Source organism: Pseudomonas sp. B7(2017) (assembly GCF_002112745.1).
Classification (GTDB): Bacteria; Pseudomonadota; Gammaproteobacteria; order Pseudomonadales; family Pseudomonadaceae; genus Aquipseudomonas; species Aquipseudomonas ekonensis.
This window is the reverse complement of sequence record NZ_NEIP01000001.1, coordinates 542,483-563,895: the sequence shown is the minus strand read 5'-3', so window position 1 is coordinate 563,895 and position 21,413 is coordinate 542,483. Positions and strand designations below refer to the sequence as shown.

Below are 21,413 nucleotides of genomic sequence, written 5' to 3'. Positions count from 1 at the left end.
GGGAGCAAGCTCCCTCACCCCAGACGGCCTCATGTGCCCCTGAGCGGCGCCAGCCCATCCAACCCTTGCGTCCAAGTATCGGACGCGCCTCTTCCATCTCCCATCCAAAGGACCCCGGATGCTTGAACTCGTTGCTGCGTTTATCTGCCTCACCACCCTCCTGACCTTCGTGAACTTCCGCTTCATCGGCCTGCCGCCGACCATCGGCGTGATGGTCACCGCACTGATGTTTTCCCTGCTGCTGCAAGGCCTGAGCTTTCTCGGCTACCCGGGCCTTGAAGAGCGCGTGCAGCAATTGATCGGCCAGATCGACTTCGGCGACCTGCTGATGAACTGGATGCTGTCGTTCCTGCTGTTCGCCGGCGCCCTGCACGTGAACCTCAACGACCTGCGCAGCTACCGCTGGCCCATCGGCCTGCTGGCCACGTTCGGCGTGCTGATCGCCACCGCCGTGATCGGCAGCCTCGCCTATTACATCTTTGCCCTGTTCGGCTGGCACGTGAGCTTCCTCTACTGCCTGCTGTTCGGCGCGCTGATCTCCCCCACCGACCCGATCGCGGTGCTCGGCGTGCTGCGTACCGCCAACGCCTCGAAGCCGCTCAAGACCACCATCGTCGGCGAATCGCTGTTCAACGACGGCACCGCCGTCGTGGTGTTCACCGTGCTGCTGGGCATCGCGCAGCTGGGCGAGACCCCGACCCTCGGCGCCACGGCCCTGCTGTTCGCCCACGAGGCCATCGGCGGCGTGCTGTTCGGCGGTCTGATCGGCTACCTGGTGTACCTGATGATCAAGAGCATCGAGCAGCACCAGATCGAAGTGATGCTGACCCTGGCGCTGGTGATCGGCGGCTCGGCCATGGCCACCGAACTGCACGTCTCGGCGCCCATCGCGATGGTGGTGGCGGGCCTGATCATCGGCAACCTGGGGCGCAACCTGGCGATGAACGACATGACCCGCAAGTACCTGGACGGTTTCTGGGAGCTGCTCGACGACATGCTCAACGCTCTGCTGTTCGCGCTGATCGGCCTGGAGCTGTTGCTGCTGCCGTTCAACTGGCTGCACGTGGCGGCGGCGAGTCTGCTGGCGCTGGCGATCCTGCTGTCGCGCCTGCTCACCGTGGCCCCGGCCATCGTCCTGCTGCGACGCTGGCGCACGGTGCCGCGCGGCACCATCCGGATCCTGACCTGGGGCGGCCTGCGCGGCGGCGTCTCGGTGGCGCTGGCCCTGTCGCTGCCGCTGGGCGCTGAACGGGATTTGTTGCTGAGCATCACCTACATCGTCGTGCTGTCATCGATTCTGGTGCAGGGCCTGACCATTGGCCGGGTTGTCCGTAGGGTGACGACTCCACAAGACACCGCCACGGCCAATGTTGCGCACTGACACTGGATCGGACTCCGTCGCAGCGCACCCGCGCTGCGACGGCACTCGCAATATCTCCTTCATCAGTCCGCCGCTCTCAGTACCGCCTCCACCTGCTCGGCCGCGTGCAAAAGAATGCTGTCGTCTCTGAAACCGCCAATCATTTGCAGGCCAGCCGGCAACGCCCCGGCATTGCGCACGAGCGGGATGTTGATCTGAGGTAAACCGAACGCCATCCAGAACTTACTGAAATCGGAAGGCCCGGTCGCGCCAAGGCCCAACGGGGCGACGATGCCGCAGCTCGCACCGAGCATGGCATCAAACGGTTTGAATAGGGCTTCAAGCACAGGAGCCAAAGTTGCCAAGCGCTTCTTCGCCGCAGACTCCTGCTCCCACGTTGTCTGGCGGGCCCGTTCGATCATGGCCAACACTTCATCGCTGAGCAGCTCAGGTCGCGCTTGCAGCTCCTTGGCCAGTGACCGCGCCCCCTCGCAATCGTTGATCAGCAAATGGTCATCGAATACCGTCGCAAACGCCTGCGGCAACTCCACCTCACTCACCTGATGTCCGGCCCGGCGCAGATCTTCAACGGCAGCGTCCAGCGATCTGGCGATGTCCTCATCGACCTGATCCCAGCGCGCTGTACGACAGAAGCCGAACTTGCCTGGACGACGCTCATCAGTACGCTGCGCAATGCCGGGGATCAACACCTCAGCCAACAGTTGCAGGTCACGAACCGAGCGGCCGTACCAGCCCACCGTGTCAAAACTCGGCGCAAGTGGTTTTACCCCCTCCAGAGAAACCAGCCCATAGGTCGGTTTGAAAGCATACAGTCCGCAATACGAGGCGGGTTTGATCAACGACCCGGCAGTCTGCGTGCCCAAGGCGATCGGGAAAAACCCGGCCGCCATCCCCGCCGCCGAGCCGGCACTGGAGCTTCCCGGCGTCCGTTCGAGATCATGCGGATTGCGGGTCGGCCCAGTGTGCATGTAGGCGAATTCGGTGGTGTGGGTCTTGCCCATGATCACCGCGCCGGCCTGACGCAACAGCGCCACAACGTGTGCGTCACGTGAAGGACGGTTGTCCGCATAGATCGGGGAGTAAAACCCCGTGGGATGATCGGCGGTGTCGAAGATGTCTTTGATGCCCACGGGCACGCCGGCGAGAGGGCCTTTGAAGTGGCCATTGTTCAACTGGCGAACTTGAGCGCGCACCTGACCCGGGTCGAACGCTGCAAAGGCTTTTATGCTGGGCTCCCGCGCTTCGACACAGCCCAGAAAATGCTCGGCGACCGACTCTGCGCTCACGGCCTGCGACCGAACGCTCTCGGAAATATCGCTCGCGTCCATCTGATTAAAATTGCGCATAGATACCCTGCAGGTCAGTGAAGCCTTTTATCTCGATCGGGTTTCCGGCGGGATCGAGGAAAAACATGGTTGCCTGCTCACCGGGCTGGCCGGCAAAACGAATGCCGGGTGGCAGAACAAACTGCACCTGGGCCTCGATCAAGCGATCTCTCAAAACGCGCCAGTCCGACATTTCGAGGATCACGCCAAGGTGCGGCATCGGCACGTCGTGATCACCAACCTTACCGGTGTTACTGACTGCAAAAGGCTCGCCCAGATGCAACGACAATTGATGCCCGAAAAAATTGAAATCGACCCAGGAGTCAGTGCTGCGCCCCTCTTCGCACCCCAGTAAATCCCCATAGAACTGGCGCGTAACCTGCAAATCACGGACATGCATAGCAAGATGGAAAATCGACTGCATAAAGAACTCCTGACGATCGCCGGACGAGAGAAACCTCTCAACGGTTGAAGACTGTGCGGTTTTCATCAAAACAGATAGCCTGTAATTCTTTCCACCATCGAAAGCATTTCTTATGGACTCGCGCTATCTGAGAAGTCTGATCACCGTCGTCGAGTGTGGCTCGATTGCCAATGCCGCGCGTGTCGAAGGGTTGACGGCCGCAGCGATCAGCCAGCGCATTCTCGCGCTCGAACGGCAACTCGGCTTTGAGCTGTTGTCCCGCGTCGGCCACGCCGCCAAGCCGAGCCAGGCCTGCCTCGATTTACTGCCCCGGGCCAGGCGCATCGTTCGTGAAGTAGCGCTATTGGCGGGAGATGCCGACGTCGCAGGGCTGACGGGACAGTTGCGCATCGGCGCAATCTCCACGGTTCTGACCGGGCTGTTGCCGGGAGCACTGCGAGCACTGACCGAGCTGGCGCCGGGGCTGACGCCAGTGATCGTGCCGGGAACATCGCGGTCGTTGTATCAAGCCCTGCTCTCGGCTGAGGTGGATGCGGCAATCCTCGTGGTTCCACCGTTCGAGTTGCCCAAAGCGCTGCAAGTGGTGTCCCTGCGCAAAGAACCGCTGGTGTTTCTGTCAAAGGAGAAGTCCACGCAAAGCATCCCCGCACAATTGATGAGCCAGCCCTACATCCGCTATGACCCTGACGCGTGGGGCGGACGGCATGCCGAGCAATATCTGGCGGATCAGGGACTGACGCCGACGCCGCTGGTCGATCTTGATGCGCTGGAGACCATTGCCATGCTCGTGACAGGCGGGATGGGCGTGAGCCTCGTGCCCCTTTGGTCCGGCTTTGAACAATGGGGTCATCAATGTGCGGTGAGCCCGATTGGTTCTGACCGATACGACCGAGAGATTGTGCTGATCAGCCCTGCCCAGACCGATCGGCCGAACATGATCAGCGCCTTGTGCAAGACGCTTTCAAGTGCCTAGCCTGAGCGCACTCAATCCTTCTTCGACTCGCCCCGGTCTTCTTCAGGGGCGTCGGGTGTCGGTGCGCCGCTCTCGCTGCGGATCTGCGCATGGCTGATCAGGGCGAAGATGCAGCTGCCGCCGATGATGTTGCCCGCCAGCGTCGGCCCGGCGAACACCGCCCAGAAATCGCTCCACGGCAGTTCGCCGGCGAACACCAGGTACGACACTTCCGCCGAGCCGACCACGATGTGGGTGAAGTCACCCAAGGCCATGAGGTAGGTGATGAGGATGATGATCCACATCTTCGCGCTCTCCATGGACGGGATCATCCAGACCATGGTGGCGATCATCCAGCCGGAAACGATGCCCTTGGCGAACATCTGGCTGGCGTGGTTCTCCATGACCTTGCGCCCGATCTCAAGGAAGGCCTCGTCGGTCTTGCTGTCGAAGATCGGCAGTTCGAGCATCACGTAGGCCACCAGCAACGTGCCGCACAGGTTGCCGGCCAGCACCACCGTCCACAGCCGGACCAGGCGGCCGACATTGCCCAGGGTCGGTCGGGTCATCACCGGCAGCACGGCGGTCAGGGTGTTTTCGGTGAACAGTTGCTGGCGCGCGAGGATCACCGCGAGGAAGCCTGCGCAGTAGCCGAAACTGGCGATCACCTTGAACTCGTCGCCTTCGGGCAGGCGTGAGTTGAGCAGGCCCATCCCCATCAGCGACAGGCCCATGGTCAGGCCCGCCGCCAGCGCCGACCACCACAGCGCGGCGATGCTGCGCTCCAGTTCCTGGTCGCCCTGGGTGCGGATGATTTCGTGCAGCACGGCCGCGCGGGGCGGCTGGCTCTTCTCGACTTCGTGCCGTTCCTTGGGCGAAAGATCCGGGGTCTTGCCGTCTGTCGGAGTGGTCATGGCAGGCAATCCGGTGGCAGGGTTGTTTAGCTACGACCCGCGCCGCTCGGGACTGTTCACCGGCCTGGAGAATCTTCGTGACTGTGCGGCCGCCATCGCGGGCAAGCCCGCTCCCACAGGGAGCAGCGCTGTCCTTGTGGGAGCGGGCTTGCCCGCGATGGGAGCGAAACCGGTCTTACTGGACCGGCACGTCATCCTTGAACTGGTCTTTGACGTACTTGATCTCGGTGCGCCCGTGCGGCGCCGGCAGGCCGTCTTCGCCGAGGTTGACGAAGACCATCTTCTCCACGGTCAGGATGCTCTTGCGGGTGATCTTGTTGCGCACCTCGCAGGTGAGGGTGATCGAGGTGCGGCCGAACTCGGTGGCGGTGATGCCCAGTTCGATGATGTCGCCCTGGCGCGAGGCGCTGACGAAGTTGATCTCGGAGATGTACTTGGTCACCACGCGCTGGTTGCCCAACTGGACGATGGCGTAGATCGCCGCCTCTTCGTCGATCCAGCGCAGCAGGCTGCCGCCGAACAGGGTGCCGTTGGGATTGAGGTCTTCGGGTTTTACCCACTTGCGGGTGTGGAAATTCATCTTCACTCCTGAGCGTCTTGCCGAATGATGGTCGCCATCATGTCAGACCGAACAGTCACGCTCCATGAGCCATCCGCTATGGCCATCATTGGCAATCTTCATTTGGCCGACAGAAACCCTTTGGAAGATCAGTCTAGACGGCTATAATCGCCCCCGTTTCAAAACGGTAACCTTCACGCGCTACCGTTTTCCCGCCACCTGTCCGAGGGGCGCTGCAGCAGGTTCCACCTGTCAGGCTCGGATGGGGCGTTGACCGGCCTTGCGCCGGACACCAAACGCACAACGGCGCCCATTCGCATACATTACGAATGGAGGCTCTTCATGAGCGCTGTAATCACGCCTGCAGATTTCACCGACTACAAGGTCGCCGACATGTCCCTGGCTGCCTGGGGCCGTCGCGAAACCATCATCGCCGAATCGGAAATGCCTGCCCTGATGGGTCTGCGCCGCAAGTACGCTTCCGAGCAGCCGCTCAAAGGCGCCAAGATCCTCGGCTGCATCCACATGACCATCCAGACCGCCGTGCTGATCGAGACCCTGGTCGCCCTGGGTGCCGAAGTGCGCTGGTCGTCCTGCAACATCTTCTCCACCCAGGACCAGGCCGCCGCGTCCATCGCCGCCGCCGGCATCCCGGTCTTCGCCTGGAAAGGCGAGACTGAAGAAGAGTACGAGTGGTGCCTGGAGCAAACCATCCTGAAGGATGGCCAGCCATGGGACGCCAACATGATCCTCGACGACGGCGGCGACCTGACCGAGCTGCTGCACAAGAAGTACCCGCAGGTGCTGGATCGCGTCCACGGCGTGACCGAAGAGACCACCACCGGCGTTCACCGCCTGCTGGACATGCTGGCCAAGGGCGAGCTGAAGATCCCGGCCATCAACGTCAACGACTCGGTGACCAAGTCCAAGAACGACAACAAGTACGGCTGCCGTCACAGCCTGAACGACGCCATCAAGCGCGGCACCGACCACCTGCTGTCCGGCAAGCAAGCGCTGGTCATCGGCTACGGTGACGTGGGCAAGGGCTCGGCCCAGTCCCTGCGTCAGGAAGGCATGATCGTCAAGGTGTCGGAAGTCGACCCGATCTGCGCCATGCAGGCCTGCATGGACGGCTTCGAACTGGTCTCGCCGTTCATCGACGGCATCAACGACGGTTCCGAAGCGAGCATCGACAAGGCGCTGCTGGGCAAGATCGACCTGATCGTGACCACTACCGGCAACGTCAACGTGTGCGACGCCAACATGCTCAAGGCCCTGAAGAAGCGCGCCGTCGTCTGCAACATCGGTCACTTCGACAACGAAATCGACACCGCTTTCATGCGCAAGAACTGGGCATGGGAAGAAGTGAAGCCACAGGTGCACAAGATCCACCGCACCGGCCCAGGCGCCTTCGACGCGCAGAACGACGACTACCTGATCCTGCTGGCCGAAGGCCGTCTGGTGAACCTGGGCAACGCCACCGGTCACCCGAGCCGCATCATGGACGGTTCGTTCGCCAACCAGGTGCTGGCGCAGATCTTCCTGTTCGGCCAGAAGTACGCCGACCTGTCGCCGGCCCAGAAAGCCGAGCGCCTGACCGTTGAAGTGCTGCCGAAGAAACTCGACGAAGAAGTGGCCCTGGAAATGGTGCGCGGCTTCGGCGGCGTGGTCACCCAACTGACCAAGCAACAGGCTGACTACATCGGCGTGACCGTCGAAGGCCCGTTCAAGCCGCACGCTTACCGCTACTAAGACACGAGCAGCTGCGAGCCTCAGGCTTCAAGCGGCAAGCAAGGCCAAAAGCCGAACTTGCCGTGCGAGGCCTGAGGGCTCCGCCACTATTTCAGAACAGTTTCAGGCAACAGGCCTGCGGCACAAGGGATCAGCGCATCTCCGCTTCTCTTGCGGCCCAAAGCTTGCGGCTTGCAGCTGGAGGCTCCCTCCATGTCCCAAGAACGTCGCTACAGCTTCGAGTTCTTCCCGACCAAGACCGATGCTGGGCATGAAAAGCTCCTCGCCACTGCCCGTCAGTTGGCCACCTACAACCCTGACTTCTTTTCCTGCACCTACGGCGCAGGCGGTTCGACCCGTGACCGCACGCTCAACACCGTCCTGCAGCTGGAAAGCGAAGTCAAAGTCCCGGCCGCCCCGCACCTGTCGTGCGTCGGCGACAGCAAGGCCGACCTGCGCGGCCTGCTGAGCCAGTACAAGGCAGCGGGCATCAACCGCATCGTCGCCCTGCGCGGCGACCTGCCGTCCGGCATGGGCATGGCCAGCGGCGAGCTGCGACACGCCAACGAGCTGGTCGAATTCATCCGTGAAGAGACCGGCGACCACTTCCACATCGAAATCGCCGCCTACCCGGAGATGCATCCGCAGGCGCGCAACTTCGAGGACGACATCGCCAACTTCGTACGCAAGGCCAAGGCCGGCGCCGACAGCGCGATCACCCAGTACTTCTTCAACGCCGACAGCTACTTCTACTTCGTCGACCGCGTGAAGGCCCTGGGCGTGGACATCCCGGTCGTGCCGGGGATCATGCCGATCACCAACTACAGCAAACTGGCGCGCTTCTCCGATGCCTGCGGCGCGGAAATCCCGCGCTGGATCCGCAAGCAGCTGGAAGCCTACGGCGATGACACCCAAAGCATTCAGGGCTTCGGCGAACAGGTCATCACCGAGATGTGCGAACGCCTGCTGCAGGGCGGTGCGCCGGGGCTGCACTTCTACACCCTGAACCAGGCCGAACCGAGCCTGGCGGTGTGGAACAACCTGAAGCTGCCGCGCTAACGGCAGTCAGCTTCACGGGGCAAGCAAGAAGGGAAATCGCAGTTTGGGAAAACGCCTACGGAAGTTTTCGCAACTGCGATTTTTTGCTTTCAACGCCCGAAACAGAGCTTCTGCCGCCGCTTTCTGGCTCTTTCCCGATTCTCGTCGTACTCTCCAGTCATGCCTTTGATCGCGCAGTTTTTCACCGTGCTGGTTTTCGCTTGCCTGAGCTTCGCCGCCCGGGGCGAGAAATTGCGTATTGTCACCGAGCCCTGGGCGCCCTACGTCTATGAGGACGGCGGCAAGAACCTGGGGCTGGACTACGAAGCCACCGCCATCGTCTTCAAACGCCTGGGCATCGAGGTCGAATGGCAGTTCCTGCCCTGGAAGCGCTGCCTGTCGATGCTCGAGACCGGCCAGGCCGACGGTGCGCTGGACATCTTCCACAGCGACGAGCGCGACGCCACCCTGCTCTACCCCAGCGAGCCGCTGTCGGTGGTGGAATTCGTGATGTTCTACGCCAACGAGCGGCCGCACCCGTTCCGCACCCTCGACGAACTCAAGGGCCTGACCGTCGGCACCTCCCCCGGCTACCTGTACAGCCAGGACTTCAGCGAGTCGCCGCTGTTCACCCGGGAACCGGCCCCGACCCACGAGGCCAACTTCGGCAAACTGGTGCGCGGGCGCATCGACCTGCTGATCACCGATCGCCGGGTCGGCCAGCACCTGCTGGACCAACTGGAGATCCGCGACCAGATCACCGAGAACCCGACGGTCATCAGCCGCCAGAGCCAGTACCTGGCCGTGCGGCGCAACGCCGGGATGGATCTGCTGGTGCAGCGTTTCGGCGCCGAACTCAAGCGGTTCAAGCGCGAACCGGCCTACGCCGAGCTCAGCGCACGCTACGGAGCGGCCCCTGCCGCCGCGCCGCTGGAAAGCGCCAGCACCGCCGGCAAGGCCGTTGAGCAGCAGGAACGCAGCGCACAGTGATTGCTCTGTTATACTCCGGCGTTCCCGCCAGGCTCACGCCCGGACGCCCGGATCCGTAACAGGCCTCCCGACCCGCTACAGCGCAGCTTTTCAGCCCGCGCGAGCGCTCCGGACGAGCCTTCGGATGCGCCGCAGGACCGGACGGGACCGCGTCACGTTAAACGCGGTTCGCGCCAGGCAAGACTCCCATTGGGCCCAGCCCTAACTAAAAAACAGGATTACTCATGTCCTTTGCTTCCCTCGGTCTCTCCGAGGCTTTGGTCCGTGCTATCGAAGACGCGGGCTATACCGAGCCTACTCCGGTGCAACAGCGGGCCATTCCCGCCGTGTTGCAAGGTCGCGACCTGATGGTCGCGGCACAGACAGGTACCGGTAAAACCGGCGGTTTCGCCCTCCCGATCCTGGAGCGGCTGTTCCCCAACGGTCACCCGGACAAGTCCCAGCGCCACGGCCCGCGCCAGCCGCGCGTGCTGGTGCTGACCCCGACCCGCGAACTCGCGGCCCAGGTGCACGACAGCTTCAAGATCTACGCCCGTGACCTCAAGTTCGTCAGCGCCTGCATCTTCGGCGGCGTCGGCATGAACCCGCAGGTCCAGGCCATGGCCCGTGGCGTGGACGTGCTGGTGGCGTGCCCCGGCCGTCTGCTGGACCTCGCCGGCCAAGGCAGCATCGACCTGTCCCACGTCGAGATCCTCGTGCTGGACGAAGCCGACCGCATGCTCGACATGGGCTTCGTGCACGATGTGAAGAAAGTCCTCGCCCGCCTGCCGGCCAAGCGCCAGAACCTGCTGTTCTCGGCGACCTTCTCCAAGGACATCACCGACCTTGCCGGCAAGCTGCTGCACAACCCTGAGCGCATCGAAGTCACGCCGCCGAACACCACGGTCGAGCGCATCGAACAGCGCGTGTTCCGCCTGCCGGCCAGCCACAAGCGTGCGCTGCTGGCCCACCTGATCACCGCCGGCGCGTGGGAACAGGTGCTGGTGTTCACCCGCACCAAGCACGGCGCCAACCGCCTGGCCGAATACCTGGACAAGCACGGCCTGCCGGCCGTGGCGATCCACGGCAACAAGAGCCAGAACGCCCGCACCAAGGCCCTGGCCGACTTCAAGGCCAACGAAGTGCGCATCCTGGTGGCCACCGACATCGCCGCCCGTGGCCTGGACATCGACCAACTGCCCCACGTGGTCAACTACGAGCTGCCGAACGTCGACGAAGATTACGTGCACCGCATCGGCCGCACCGGCCGGGCCGGCCGTTCGGGCGAGGCGATCTCGCTGGTCGCGCCGGACGAAGAGAAGCTGCTCAAGAGCATCGAGCGCATGACCAAGCAGAAGATCGCCGACGGCGACCTGATGGGCTTCGATGCCAGCGCCGTGGAAGCCGAGAAGCCGGAGACCCGCGAGCGTCCCGACGGCCGCAACCCGCGCAACGCCCGCAGCCCGCGCGGCGAAGGCCAGAACGGCGGCGGCCGCAAGGACAAAGGCAAAGACAAGGACAAGGAAAAGGACAAGTCCGCTTCCGGCGAGAAATCCGAGCGCGGCGAGCGTCCGGCCCGCCAGCCGAAGCAACGTGAAGGCAGCCGTCAGCAGCGTCAGTCGAGCCAGCCGCCGCGCCCGGCCCCTGACCGCGCCCCGGACGAGTTCCTCGACGACGACATCGACAACTTCGGCAACCGCGTCGACTACGTGCCCAAGCAGGTTCCGGCAGCGGGCCGCGGCCGTCGTCCCGGCGGTTCCGGCCAAGGCCAGGGCTCCGGCGCACCGCGCAACGGCCAGTCCCAGGGCCGCCAGAACGGCCAGCCACGCAATGGCGGCGGCGGATCGCGCAGCGGTTCGTCCCGTGACGGCCAGGGCCGCCGCGACGAGTCGCGCAACCGCCGTCCGAACCGCGACGAAGGCTCCCGCGCCGAACCGGCCGTGCAGAACCCGCGCAGCACCGGGCCGAAGATCATGCACAAGGAGTCCAAGACCGACCGCTTCCCGACCCCTGAGCAGCTCGATCAACTGCCAAGCCGCCCGCGTGGCGAGAAACCGGCGTTGCTGACCCGCAACCGCTGATCTCGCGCCGCTGATGAAAATGCCCTGGTTCGCAAGAACCGGGGCATTTTTGCAAAAGCCATGGGCGATCCTGCCCCTTGTGGGAGCCAGCCCGCTGGCGCTGGGGCCGGCATGTCCAAGGCATTTGCCGACTGACCCACCGCTATCGCCAGCAGGCTGGCTCCCACAGGGGTGCTGCGGCGACGGCAGTCATCCGCAAGGCAAAAAAAACCCTGGCCGCAAGGCCAGGGTTTTTTTGCGCATCGGGCGAAAGTTACTTCGCTTTCACGCCTTCGAACGAGATGTACAGGTCGACGTTGTCGGACTGCGGGCCCAGGTCCATCATCTTGCCGAAATCGGAACGCTTGATGCTGGTGGTGCCTTCGAAGCCAGCGCGGTAGCCGCCCCACGGATCCTTGCCCTCGCCCAGGAACACGGCCTTGACCACGATCGGCTTGGTCACGCCGTGCAGGGTCAGGTCGCCGGTCACGTCGGCGGTGTCTTTGCCGGCGGCGTTCTTGCCGGTGGACTTGACGCTGGTGGAGACGAACTTGGCGTCAGCGTATTTGCCCACGTCCAGGAAGTCTTTGCTGGCGATGTGCTTGTCACGCTCGGCATGGTTGGTGAACACGCTGGCGGTCTTCACGTCGAACTCGATCTTGCTGTCTTCTGGCTTGGCGGCGTCGAAGCTGAACTTGCCGCTGATGTCCTTGAAGGTACCGGTGATGAAGCTGTAGCCCAGGTGGCTGATCTTGAAGTCGACGAAGGCGTGCTGGCCTTCCTTGTCGACGGTGTAGTCAGCGGCCATCACGTTGGCGGACAGCACAGCGGAGCCGATGGCCAGAGCGGCCAGAGTCTTTTTCAACATGCTTTCTTTTCCTTTGAGTCGAGGTTGAGTTCAGGCTTTGCGGCCCAGCATTCGGGTGAGGGTCGCATCACGATCGATAAAGTGGTGCTTCAATGCAGCCAACGCATGGAGGCCGGAAAAAATTACCAGCGCCCAGGCCAGGTACAGGTGAATCGCACCGGCGGTGTCAGCCTGGTCCGGTAGTCCGGACACCAGGGCAGGAACTTCGAACAAACCAAACACCGGGATCCCGACACCGTCTGCGGTGGAAATCAGGTAACCGGCGATCATCACGGCGAACAGGCCGAAATACAGGAACGCATGGCCGAACTTCGCGCCGATGCGGGTCATCCGGCTGTAGCTCTGCAGCGTCGGCGGCGGCGGGCTGACGAAGCGCCACAGCACCCGCAGCACCATCACCGCCAGCAGCACCAGGCCGATGCTCTTGTGCAGGTCCGGCGCGTCTTTGCGCCAGCTGCTGTAATAATCCAGCCCCACCATCCACAAGCCCAGCGCGAACAGCCCGAAGACCGCCAGCGCCACACCCCAGTGCATGAAGATGCTGACCCAACCGTAGCGCGAAGAAGAGTTACGTAGCTGCATTGCCCAAATCCTGTGAGAACCGCGAACCAAGACTATCGACTTATCTATCGAATTAAAGCGGAAAATTTTGCTTTGAAATATCGAGAAATACGATCAAGAGTCTGTAAGTGGCGAGTTAAGGAAAGATTAAAGGCGAAAGTGTGACGGGATGTTGGTGGGGAGATCAGAGAATTTCATGGCCGGTACGGGCCCGATCGCCAGCAGGCTGGCTCCCACAGGGATTGCTGTTCAACTGAACAGATCCGTTCGAATGTGGGAGCGAGCCTGCTCGCGATGACGCTCTGACAGGCAAAAAAAAGCGCGGCCCATGAGCCGCGCTTCTTCATTCAAGCCAAAGCCTTACTGCGTCTTGGCCTCGGTGCTTGCCGCCGGTTTGGCCACAGGCTTCTTGGCCGGCTCGGCCTTTTTCGCCGGTGCCTTGGCCGCAGGCTTTTTCGCCTCGGTCTTGGCCGCCGGTTTCTTCGCCGCCGGCTTGCTGGCGGCCTTCTTCGCCGGTTCGGCCTTCACAGGGGCCGCAGGCTTCGGCGCTTCCGCCGGAGCAGGCGCGGGTGCCGGGGTCGGCGCAGGCGCCGGAGCTGGAGCCGGGGCTGGCGCAGGCTCCGGGGCCTTCACCGGCTCAGGCTTCTTGTCGTCGTCCGAACCGCCGAACAGGTTGGTGAAGAAGTTGCCCTTCTTCGCCGCCACGGCGCCACCCGCCGCACCGGCCGCCACCGCAGCGGCCGCGGCTGTCGGGCCGACCTTGACCGGCGCGAAGGATTTGCCCGCCGCGAGGTCTTCGACCTGGCCGGCGGCGCGCTGGCCGGTGCGCAGCGCACCTTCCAGGGTGCCCGGATACAGGGTGTCGGTGTGCTCGCCGGCGAACGTCACCCGCTGCAGCGGCTGTTCCCACAGGCGCCAGAACTTGCTGATCTGGCCCGGGCCGAAGGCCAGGTACGAACCGCCGGTGGACGGGTCGGTGCTGTAGCGGCGGATCTCATAGCCGGTGAACGAACCGCGGGCCTGCGGATAGAACGCATGCAGACGGATCAGCACCTGATCGACCATCTGCTTGTCGCCGAACGCCTGCATCACCCGCGCGTTGTCGCCGGACAGGTTGATCACCACGTTCGCCCCGCCCTTGAGCGCAGGCTCGACCCAGAGCATGCCCAGGCCGGTGTTGCTGTAGATCTCGCCGGACATCCGCGCCTTGCTTTCCCACACCGGCGTCTTGAACTTGAGCATGATCTGGTCGCGCCAGCCGTAGTTGGTGCCCTTGATCGCCGCCTGGTGCTGGGCGTCCAGCGCCGGGGTCAGCTGGATCTTGCTCAGGGCGCGCAGCGGCACCGCCAGCACCACGTAGTCGGCCTGGTAGCCGACCGCGCCGACCTTGACGGTCACGCCGTCCTTGTCCTGGGTGATGGCCGACACCGGCGAGTTGGTCTTGATGGTCTTCAGTTGCTTGACGAAGGCCTGGGCCAGCACCGGGCTGCCGCCGACCAGGCGCGAGGCGCGCAGGTCACGGTCGGACACGCCGCGGTACACCCGGCTCTGCTGGGCGAAGTACAGCAGCGACAGGCGCGACGGCTCGTCGTAGCGGCTGCGGATCTGCTGGTTGATCAGCTGGCGGGCGGTGGCCGGCAGGTTCTGCTTGTCGAGCCAGCTGGACACGTTGATCTGGTCCAAGGCATGCAGAGTGTTGGTGGACGCCGGGTTCTGCGGATCGTCGATCGAGCGCGCCAGGTCGTCCAGGGTCTTCTCGTAGCGCTTGAGCGCATCGCCCGTGGCCGGCTGCTTGGCGGCGAGGTCGGCGGCGGAGAAGTACTCGCCGTCGATCAGGTAGCCCGGCGTGCGCACGAACTCAGGGGCCGGCGTGGTGCTCAGCTTGAAGGTCGACACGTACTTGTTCAGCACCGGCTGGGTCTTGTCGTTGCCGATCCACTCGCTGGTGGCCATGCCGGAACGGCCGCCGATGCTCGGCTTGGCTTCCAGCAGGGTGACCTGCCAGCCCTTGTTCTGCAGCTCGTAGGCGGCGGTCAGGCCCGACAGGCCGCCGCCGATCACGATCGCGGTTTTATCCTTGGCCAGCGCCGAAACGCTGAACAGCCCCAACACCACCAGCGCACAGGCGCGCAGCCAACCGACAGACATTCAGCGAACTCCGGAAATACACGGGAAAAAACGGTTTTTCGGGTCAGGCGACCCAGAGAACCGCGAAGAATACGTCAGCCATCAAAACGCCGCCAGCGACGTCTATCGCCCCAAGTAAAGTAGCTCAATCGACACAATGGGTTGTCCCGGCGCGACGCATTGCATAGGCTTGCGCGATTGTTTGCCCGCGCCAGGCGCGAGCCGTCCCGAGGAGACCGGAAATGGGCCTGAACGACCAGTGGATGCAGCGTGACCTCAAGGTCCTGTGGCACCCCTGCACCCAGATGAAAGACCACGAACAGCTGCCGCTGATCCCGATCCGGCGCGGCGAAGGCGTCTGGCTGGAAGACTTCGACGGCAAACGCTACCTCGATGCCGTCAGTTCCTGGTGGGTCAACGTGTTCGGCCATGCCAACCCGCGCATCAACCAGCGGATCAAGGATCAGGTCGACCAGTTGGAGCACGTGATCCTGGCCGGCTTCAGCCACCAGCCGGTGATCGAGCTGTCCGAACGCCTGGTGAAGATGACGCCGCCAGGGCTGGACCGGGTGTTCTACGCCGACAACGGTTCGTCCTGCATCGAAGTCGCGCTGAAGATGAGCTTCCACTACTGGCTCAACCGCGGCCAGCCTGACAAGAAACGCTTCGTCACCCTGACCAACAGCTACCACGGCGAAACCGTGGCGGCGATGTCGGTCGGCGACGTGCCGCTGTTCACCGAGACCTACAAGGCGCTGCTGCTGGACACCCTCAAGGTGCCCAGCCCCGATTGCTACCTGCGCCCCGAAGGCATGAGCTGGGAGGAGCACTCGCGCAACATGTTCGCCGCGATGGAGCAGACCCTGGCCGAGCACCATGCCAGCGTCGCGGCGGTGATCGTCGAGCCGCTGATCCAGGGCGCCGGCGGCATGCGCATGTACCACCCGGTGTACCTCAAGCTGCTGCGCGAGGCCTGCGACCGCTACGGCGTGCACCTGATCCACGACGAGATCGCCGTCGGCTTCGGCCGCACCGGCACGATGTTCGCCTGCGAGCAGGCCGGCATCCGCCCGGACTTCCTCTGCCTGTCCAAGGCCCTGACCGGCGGCTACCTGCCGCTGGCGGCGTGCGTGACCACCGATGAGGTCTACAGCGCCTTCTACGACGACTACCCGACCCTGCGCGCCTTCCTCCACTCCCACAGCTACACCGGCAACCCGCTGGCCTGTGCGGCGGCGCTGGCGACCCTGGACATCTTCGAGCAGGACAACGTGATCGAGAACAACCAGGCGCTGGCCCGGCGCATGGCGTCGGCCACCGCGCACCTGGCCGATCACCCGCACGTCGCCGAAGTGCGCCAGACCGGCATGGTGCTGGCGGTCGAGATGGTCAAGGACAAGGCCTCGAAAGAGGCGTATCCCTGGCAGGAGCGCCGCGGCCTCAAAGTGTTCCAGCATGCGCTGGAGCGCGGCGCGCTGCTGCGTCCGCTGGGCAGCGTGGTGTATTTCCTGCCGCCGTATGTGATCACGCCGGAGCAGATCGACTTCCTCGCCGAAGTCGCCGGCGAAGGGATCGACATCGCCACCCGCGACAGCGTCAGCGTGGCGGTGCCGAAGGACTTCCACCCCGGCTTCCGCGATCCGGGCTGATTGCCGCAGAGTCCCCCTGCTCGCGATGAATGCACCTCGGTTCGTCTGACGAACCCCGTCGTCGCCATCGCGAGCAGGCTCGCTCCCACAGAACAGCCGCTGCGTACGCCCCACACCTTTTACAGAGACCCCGCATGAGACTGTCCCGCTTCTTCATCGACGCCCCCCTGAGCCTCGGCGAGCACGAACTGCCCGAAGCCCAGGCGCATTACATCAGCCGCGTGCTGCGCATGACCGAGGGCGATGCGGTGCAGCTGTTCGACGGTTCCGGCCAGGAGTTCCTCGGCGCGCTGGCGGAGGTCGGCAAGAAGCGCGTGACGGTGCGCATCGACGAGCAGTTCGCCGGCCAGCCGGAATCGCCGCTGAGCATCCACCTCGGTCAGGGCCTTTCGCGCGGCGAGCGGATGGACTGGGCAATCCAGAAGGCCACCGAACTGGGCGTGAACGAGATCACCCCGATCTTCAGCGAGCGCTGCGAAGTGCGGCTCAAGGACGAACGCGCCGACAAGCGCCTGCTGCACTGGCGCCAGGTGGCGGTCAGCGCCTGCGAGCAGTGCGGCCGCTCGCGGGTGCCGGTGATCCATCCGCCGGTGCTGCTGGCCGACTGGCTGAAGCAGACCGAGGCCGACCTGAAACTGGTGCTGCACCCGGTGGCGGAGCCGCTGGTGAGCCACGCCAAACCAGCGAGCCTGGCGTTCCTGATCGGGCCGGAGGGCGGGTTGTCCGAGGCCGAGGTCGAGCAGGCCAAGGCCGGCGGTTTCCATGCCGCCCGTCTCGGCCCGCGGGTGCTGCGCACCGAGACCGCGCCGGTGGTGGCGCTGGCGGTGGCCCAGCAACTTTGGGGTGACTTCTAGAGCGCCATCGTCGGATCGCCGCCCGGAACAAGCCCGCTCCCACAGTGTTCCCTGTCGCTCACAAGCATTGCATACGCCACAAATACCTGTGGGAGCGGGCTTGCCCGCGATGGGCGGCACACGGGCCTGAAGCCGGTCACTGCACCGGATCGCTCACCGGCCTGGCGATGATCGCCTTCAGCTCGACAGTCATCGGAAACTCCAGGTTCAGGCCCTTCGGCGGGATCGGCTGTTCGAACCATTTGCGGTAGATCCCGTTGATCTCGCCCGACGCGTACAAATCCCCCAACGCCCCGTTGACCAGCGCCAGGAACGGCGGGTCATCCTTGCGCACCATGCAGCTGTAGATCTCCCGCGACTGCTCCTCCCCCACCACCACCCAATTGTGCGGATCCCGGGCCTTGGCCCGTTCGCCGTAGAGCAGCGCGTCGTCCATGTAGAACGCCGCCGCCCGCCCCGACTGCAGCATCTGGAACGCTTCGCCGTGGTCCTTGGCGCTGATCACGAACATGTCGAGCTTGTGGTCGAGGTTGTAGCTCTTGAGGTAGCGCTCGTTGGTGGTGCCGGCGGTGGTCACCACGTTCTTGCCGCGCAGGTCGTCGAAGCGCTGGATGCCGCTGTCCTTGGCCGTCAGCAGCTGTCCTTTGACGTAGATGAAGCCGTAGGAGAACGCCACTTGCTTCTGGCGCTCGGCCGTCACCCCGGTGGAGCCGCACTCCAGGTCGACGGTGCCGTTCTGCACCAGCGGAATGCGGGTCTGCGAGGTCACCAGGTTGTATTTCACCTTCAGCTCCGGCAACGCCAGTTGCTGGCGGATGCGTTCGACGATCTTGCCCGCCAGCTCCACCGAGTAGCCCATCGGCTGGCCGGTGTTGTCCCCTATGTAAGAGAACGGCACCGAGGCGTCGCGGTAGCCCAGGGTGATGCTATTGGCGCCGGCGATCTTGGCCAGCGTGCCGCTCAGCGGTGCTTCGCCGGCGTGGGCTTGGGTTTGGGCTTGAGCGCCGAGCAACAGACCGAGGGTGCAGCCGAGCAACGTGATTTTTTGCATTGTTGTTCTCCGTTGTGGGTGTTCGGGGTTCAGGCGTGGGGATTGAAGCCGTGCAGGTCGATGGACGGCCGGCGCTGGCCGATCAGCTCGCTGAGCAGTTGCCCGCTGGCGCAGGCCAGGGTGAACCCGAGCGCGCCGTGGCCCAGGTTCAGCCACAGGTTGCGGTAGGCCGTGGCGCCCAGCAGCGGTACGCCGGTGGGGGTGGCCGGACGCATGCCGGCCCATTCCACGGCGGCGCCGTAATCACCGGCCTCGGGGAAAGTGTCGCGGGCCTGGCGCCGGATCAGGGCCAACCGCGCGGGATCCACGGCCGGGACGAAGCCTACGATGTCGACCATCGCCGCCACCCGCAGCTGTTCGCCGATCCGGGCGTAGACGATCTTGCGGTCGTAGTCGGTGATGCTCACGTCCGGCGCCCGATGCCCCTCGCCGATCGGCACGGTCAGGCTGTAGCCCTTGAGCGGGTACAGCGGCAGGCGCAGACCCGGCAGCGCCAGCAGCGGGCTGCGGTGGCCGGCGGCGATCACCAGTTGATCGACCGCCAGCACCTCGTCGCCCAATTCGATGGCCGTGACCTCTGCGTCGCGGTGGCGCAGGCCGGTCACCGTCCGGCCCAGGCGAAACTCACACAACCCGGAGGCCTCCAGCCGCGCCGCCAGGTGCCGGCAAAAGCCGTGGCAATCGCCGACTTCCTCGTCCGGCGTATGGATCCCGCCCACGAATGGCCCGTCGGCCAGCGCCGGTTCCAGCTGCGCGCACTCGGCGGCGCTCAGCACCTGCTGCTGCCGGGGGTCGGCCAGGTGCCGGCGGGCCTGGGCGAAACGGCCGGCATCGCGGAACGTCACCAGTTTGCCGTTGCGCCGCCAGTGGAACCCGGCGAGGCCGTCCTCCTCGCGCCAGGCCTTCAGTGTGCGCTGGCTCAATAGCGCCAGGCGCAGCAGGTGCGCGGCGTTTTCACGGTTCACCGAACTGCGGCAGGCGGCCAGGAACGCCGCCATCCAGCGCCACTGCTGCGGATCCAGGCGCGGGCGCAGCTTGAGCGGCGAGTCGCCGCGCAGCATCCAGCCGAGGGCCTGCCACGGCACGCCGGCGTCGGCCAGCGGCGCGACGTAGCGGTAGGACAACTGTCCGCCGTTGGCGAAACTGGTCTCGGCGCCGAAGCTGTCGCGGGCCTCGACCACCGTCACCCGCAAGCCGTCGCGCACCAATGCATAGGCCGTTGCCAGGCCGATCACGCCGCCGCCGATGATGCACACACGCTGAGCCATGTCCGTCCTTAACCGTTCGTGAAGACGAGGCCGAGGTTAGTGCCAGGTGACAGGCGCCGGACAATGAATAAAGATGCCAGACCCATAAGCAAAGGTTATGGACTTGCCATGCGCCTACGTCACATCGAGGTCTTCCAGGCCATCCGCCAGACCGGCTCGGTCAGCGCCGCCGCGCAGCTGCTGCATGTCTCGCAGCCGGCGGTGACCAAAGTGCTGCAGCACGCCGAACAGCAATTGGGCTTCGCCCTGTTCCTGCGGGTGCGCGGCAAGCTGCAGCCGACCCCGGAAGCGCTGGAGCTGGAGCGCGAAGTCGACAAGGTCAGCGAAAGCCTGCAAGGCGTGCGGCGCCTGGCCCAGAGCCTGCGCCGCACGCCCGGCCGCAGCCTGCGGATCGGCGCGACCCCGGCCCTGGCGCTGTCGCTGCTGCCGCCGGCCATCCACGAATGGACGGTGCGCTGGCCGGACATCGCCTGCGAGCTGTCCAGCGCCCACAGCCGCGAACTGACGCAGAACCTGCTGATGCGCGAGGTGGACGTGGCCCTGACCCTGCAACTGCCCGACCATCCGGGGCTCAAAGCCCAGGCGTTGGCGTCGGGGGTGCTGGTGGCGCTGGCGCCGAAGGGGTTCTGGCCGCCGGAGGACGCCGGCCGGCCGCTGCCGCTGACGGCGCTGGCGGACGCGCCGCTGATCGGCCTGTCCAGCGCCGACCCGCTGGCCGCCCGGCTCGACCGTTACCTCGAAGCGGTGGAGCCGCCGCCTCGGGTGCGCATCGCCGTGCAGACTTACTCGCTGGCGCGGGCGATGGTGGAGTCCGGCGCCGGCGTCGCAGTGATCGACCCGTTCACCGCCCTCGGCGCCGCCCCGGCGACCACGACGCTGCGGCCGCTGGCCCCGCCGCTGCCGATCACCCTGTACGCGGTGATCCGCGCCAGCGAACCGCCGCCCCATGCGCTGAGCGACTTGCTGGAGATCTTCAGCCGCCGGGCCCGGGAACAGCTCGGTGGCCCGGGCGCCGCACAACACTGATCGGCAGGCCGGCGCCTACAAAACGTAAAACCAGATCGCCACGAAGTGCAGCAGGCTCCCGGCGATCACGAACAGGTGCCAGATCCCGTGGGCATGCCGCAGCCGGTGGTCGAGGGCGAAAAAGATGATGCCCACGGTGTACAGCACGCCGCCCGAGGCCAGCCAGGCGAAACCCGCAGGCCCCAGCGCATCGAGCAGCGGCTTGACCGCCACCAGCACGATCCAGCCCATCACCGCGTAGATCACGATGGACAGGATCCGCGCCTCCGAGCGCGGTTTGATCTCCTGCAGGATGCCGATCAGCGCCAGCCCCCAGACGATCCCGAACAGCGTCCAGCCCCACGGCCCGCGCAGCGTCACCAGGCAGAACGGCGTGTAGCTGCCGGCGATCAGCAGGTAGATCGAAAAGTGATCGACCTTCTTCATGATCGCTTTCTTGCGCCCCCGCACGCTGTGGTACACGGTCGAGGCGCTGTACAGCACCAGCAAGGTGAAGGCGTAGATTGCCACGCTGACGATCTTCCACGGACTGCCGTCCAGGCTGGCGATCACCACCAGCCAGATCCCGCCGATGAAGGCCGCCACCGCCCCGACCAGGTGCGTCCAGGCGTTGAGTTTTTCCCCGTGATACATGTGTCGCTGACCTCAGATTCATG

The 21,413-nt window shown here is 64.7% G+C and carries 19 protein-coding genes and 1 riboswitch; of the genes, 9 read left to right on the top strand and 10 right to left on the bottom strand.

The window, feature by feature from the left end; genetic code table 11:
• The first annotated feature begins 118 nt into the window (after positions 1-118).
• Positions 119-1,381, top strand: coding sequence for a sodium:proton antiporter (locus CAG29_RS02665; protein ID WP_085630024.1), 1,263 nt, complete (start codon positions 119-121; stop codon positions 1,379-1,381).
• A 62-nt stretch (positions 1,382-1,443) separates the two neighbouring features.
• On the opposite strand, the gene CAG29_RS02660 is transcribed toward CAG29_RS02665, so the two are convergent.
• Positions 1,444-2,727, bottom strand: coding sequence for an amidase (locus CAG29_RS02660; protein ID WP_085693830.1), 1,284 nt, complete (start codon positions 2,725-2,727; stop codon positions 1,444-1,446).
• Positions 2,714-3,130 (bottom strand): VOC family protein, encoded by a 417-nt coding sequence (locus CAG29_RS02655; RefSeq protein ID WP_085630436.1) that lies wholly within the window; start codon positions 3,128-3,130, stop codon positions 2,714-2,716. The genes CAG29_RS02660 and CAG29_RS02655 overlap by 14 nt, the downstream gene beginning before the upstream one ends.
• Before the next feature lie 112 nt (positions 3,131-3,242).
• On the opposite strand from CAG29_RS02655, the gene CAG29_RS02650 reads away from it, so the two are divergent.
• Positions 3,243-4,103: a LysR family transcriptional regulator gene (locus tag CAG29_RS02650; RefSeq protein ID WP_085580764.1), complete on the top strand. Its 861-nt coding sequence runs from the start codon at positions 3,243-3,245 to the stop codon at positions 4,101-4,103.
• An 11-nt stretch (positions 4,104-4,114) separates the two neighbouring features.
• On the opposite strand, the gene CAG29_RS02645 is transcribed toward CAG29_RS02650, so the two are convergent.
• A complete protein-coding gene (locus CAG29_RS02645) occupies positions 4,115-4,996 on the bottom strand; it encodes a formate/nitrite transporter family protein (protein WP_085580766.1) in 882 nt (293 codons plus the stop codon).
• A 175-nt stretch (positions 4,997-5,171) separates the two neighbouring features.
• A complete protein-coding gene (locus CAG29_RS02640; RefSeq protein WP_085580768.1) occupies positions 5,172-5,576 on the bottom strand; it encodes an acyl-CoA thioesterase in 405 nt (134 codons plus the stop codon).
• Positions 5,577-5,774: 198 nt separating this feature from the next.
• Positions 5,775-5,874, top strand: a riboswitch (S-adenosyl-L-homocysteine riboswitch).
• A gap of 23 nt (positions 5,875-5,897) precedes the next feature.
• Between CAG29_RS02640 and ahcY the strand changes: the two genes are divergently transcribed.
• The 4 genes from ahcY (at position 5,898) to CAG29_RS02620 (ending at position 11,374) form a co-directional block, all read left to right on the top strand.
• Positions 5,898-7,307 carry an adenosylhomocysteinase gene (gene ahcY, locus CAG29_RS02635; protein ID WP_085580770.1) on the top strand — a complete coding sequence of 470 codons (1,410 nt, stop codon included), beginning with the start codon at positions 5,898-5,900 and terminating at the stop codon, positions 7,305-7,307.
• A gap of 192 nt (positions 7,308-7,499) precedes the next feature.
• The gene (metF, locus tag CAG29_RS02630) at positions 7,500-8,345 is read left to right on the top strand and encodes a methylenetetrahydrofolate reductase [NAD(P)H] (protein WP_085630028.1); all 846 of its coding nucleotides are present in this window, start codon (positions 7,500-7,502) and stop codon (positions 8,343-8,345) included.
• A 159-nt stretch (positions 8,346-8,504) separates the two neighbouring features.
• The gene (locus tag CAG29_RS02625) at positions 8,505-9,314 is read left to right on the top strand and encodes an ABC transporter substrate-binding protein (protein WP_085580774.1); all 810 of its coding nucleotides are present in this window, start codon (positions 8,505-8,507) and stop codon (positions 9,312-9,314) included.
• Positions 9,315-9,538: 224 nt separating this feature from the next.
• On the top strand, positions 9,539-11,374 hold the full coding sequence (locus CAG29_RS02620) for a DEAD/DEAH box helicase (protein ID WP_085693829.1): 1,836 nt from the start codon (positions 9,539-9,541) through the stop codon (positions 11,372-11,374).
• Positions 11,375-11,627: 253 nt separating this feature from the next.
• On the opposite strand, the gene CAG29_RS02615 is transcribed toward CAG29_RS02620, so the two are convergent.
• From CAG29_RS02615 to CAG29_RS02605, 3 genes are all read right to left on the bottom strand, one after another.
• Complete coding sequence (locus tag CAG29_RS02615; RefSeq protein ID WP_085580779.1) at positions 11,628-12,221, bottom strand: YceI family protein; 594 nt, start codon at positions 12,219-12,221, stop codon at positions 11,628-11,630.
• Positions 12,222-12,251: 30 nt separating this feature from the next.
• Complete coding sequence (locus CAG29_RS02610) at positions 12,252-12,803, bottom strand: cytochrome b (RefSeq protein ID WP_085580781.1); 552 nt, start codon at positions 12,801-12,803, stop codon at positions 12,252-12,254.
• 339 nt (positions 12,804-13,142) lie between these two features.
• Positions 13,143-14,930, bottom strand: coding sequence for a flavin monoamine oxidase family protein (locus tag CAG29_RS02605; RefSeq protein WP_085580783.1), 1,788 nt, complete (start codon positions 14,928-14,930; stop codon positions 13,143-13,145).
• Positions 14,931-15,151: 221 nt separating this feature from the next.
• Here CAG29_RS02605 and CAG29_RS02600 point away from each other — a divergent pair, with 221 nt between their 5' ends.
• A complete protein-coding gene (locus CAG29_RS02600; protein ID WP_085580785.1) occupies positions 15,152-16,558 on the top strand; it encodes an adenosylmethionine--8-amino-7-oxononanoate transaminase in 1,407 nt (468 codons plus the stop codon).
• Between the two features lie 134 nt (positions 16,559-16,692).
• A complete protein-coding gene (locus CAG29_RS02595; protein WP_085580787.1) occupies positions 16,693-17,412 on the top strand; it encodes a 16S rRNA (uracil(1498)-N(3))-methyltransferase in 720 nt (239 codons plus the stop codon).
• Positions 17,413-17,548: 136 nt separating this feature from the next.
• Here the strand turns inward: CAG29_RS02595 and CAG29_RS02590 are convergent, their stop codons facing one another.
• Entirely contained in the window at positions 17,549-18,463 is a 915-nt protein-coding gene (locus CAG29_RS02590) for a transporter substrate-binding domain-containing protein (protein ID WP_085693828.1), read from the bottom strand.
• 29 nt (positions 18,464-18,492) lie between these two features.
• Positions 18,493-19,731 (bottom strand): D-amino acid dehydrogenase, encoded by a 1,239-nt coding sequence (locus tag CAG29_RS02585; protein WP_085693827.1) that lies wholly within the window; start codon positions 19,729-19,731, stop codon positions 18,493-18,495.
• Positions 19,732-19,839: 108 nt separating this feature from the next.
• Between CAG29_RS02585 and CAG29_RS02580 the strand changes: the two genes are divergently transcribed.
• Positions 19,840-20,757: a LysR family transcriptional regulator gene (locus CAG29_RS02580; protein ID WP_085636967.1), complete on the top strand. Its 918-nt coding sequence runs from the start codon at positions 19,840-19,842 to the stop codon at positions 20,755-20,757.
• Positions 20,758-20,772: 15 nt separating this feature from the next.
• On the opposite strand, the gene CAG29_RS02575 is transcribed toward CAG29_RS02580, so the two are convergent.
• On the bottom strand, positions 20,773-21,390 hold the full coding sequence (locus CAG29_RS02575; protein ID WP_085580795.1) for a hemolysin III family protein: 618 nt from the start codon (positions 21,388-21,390) through the stop codon (positions 20,773-20,775).
• Between the last annotated feature and the right edge of the window lie 23 nt (positions 21,391-21,413).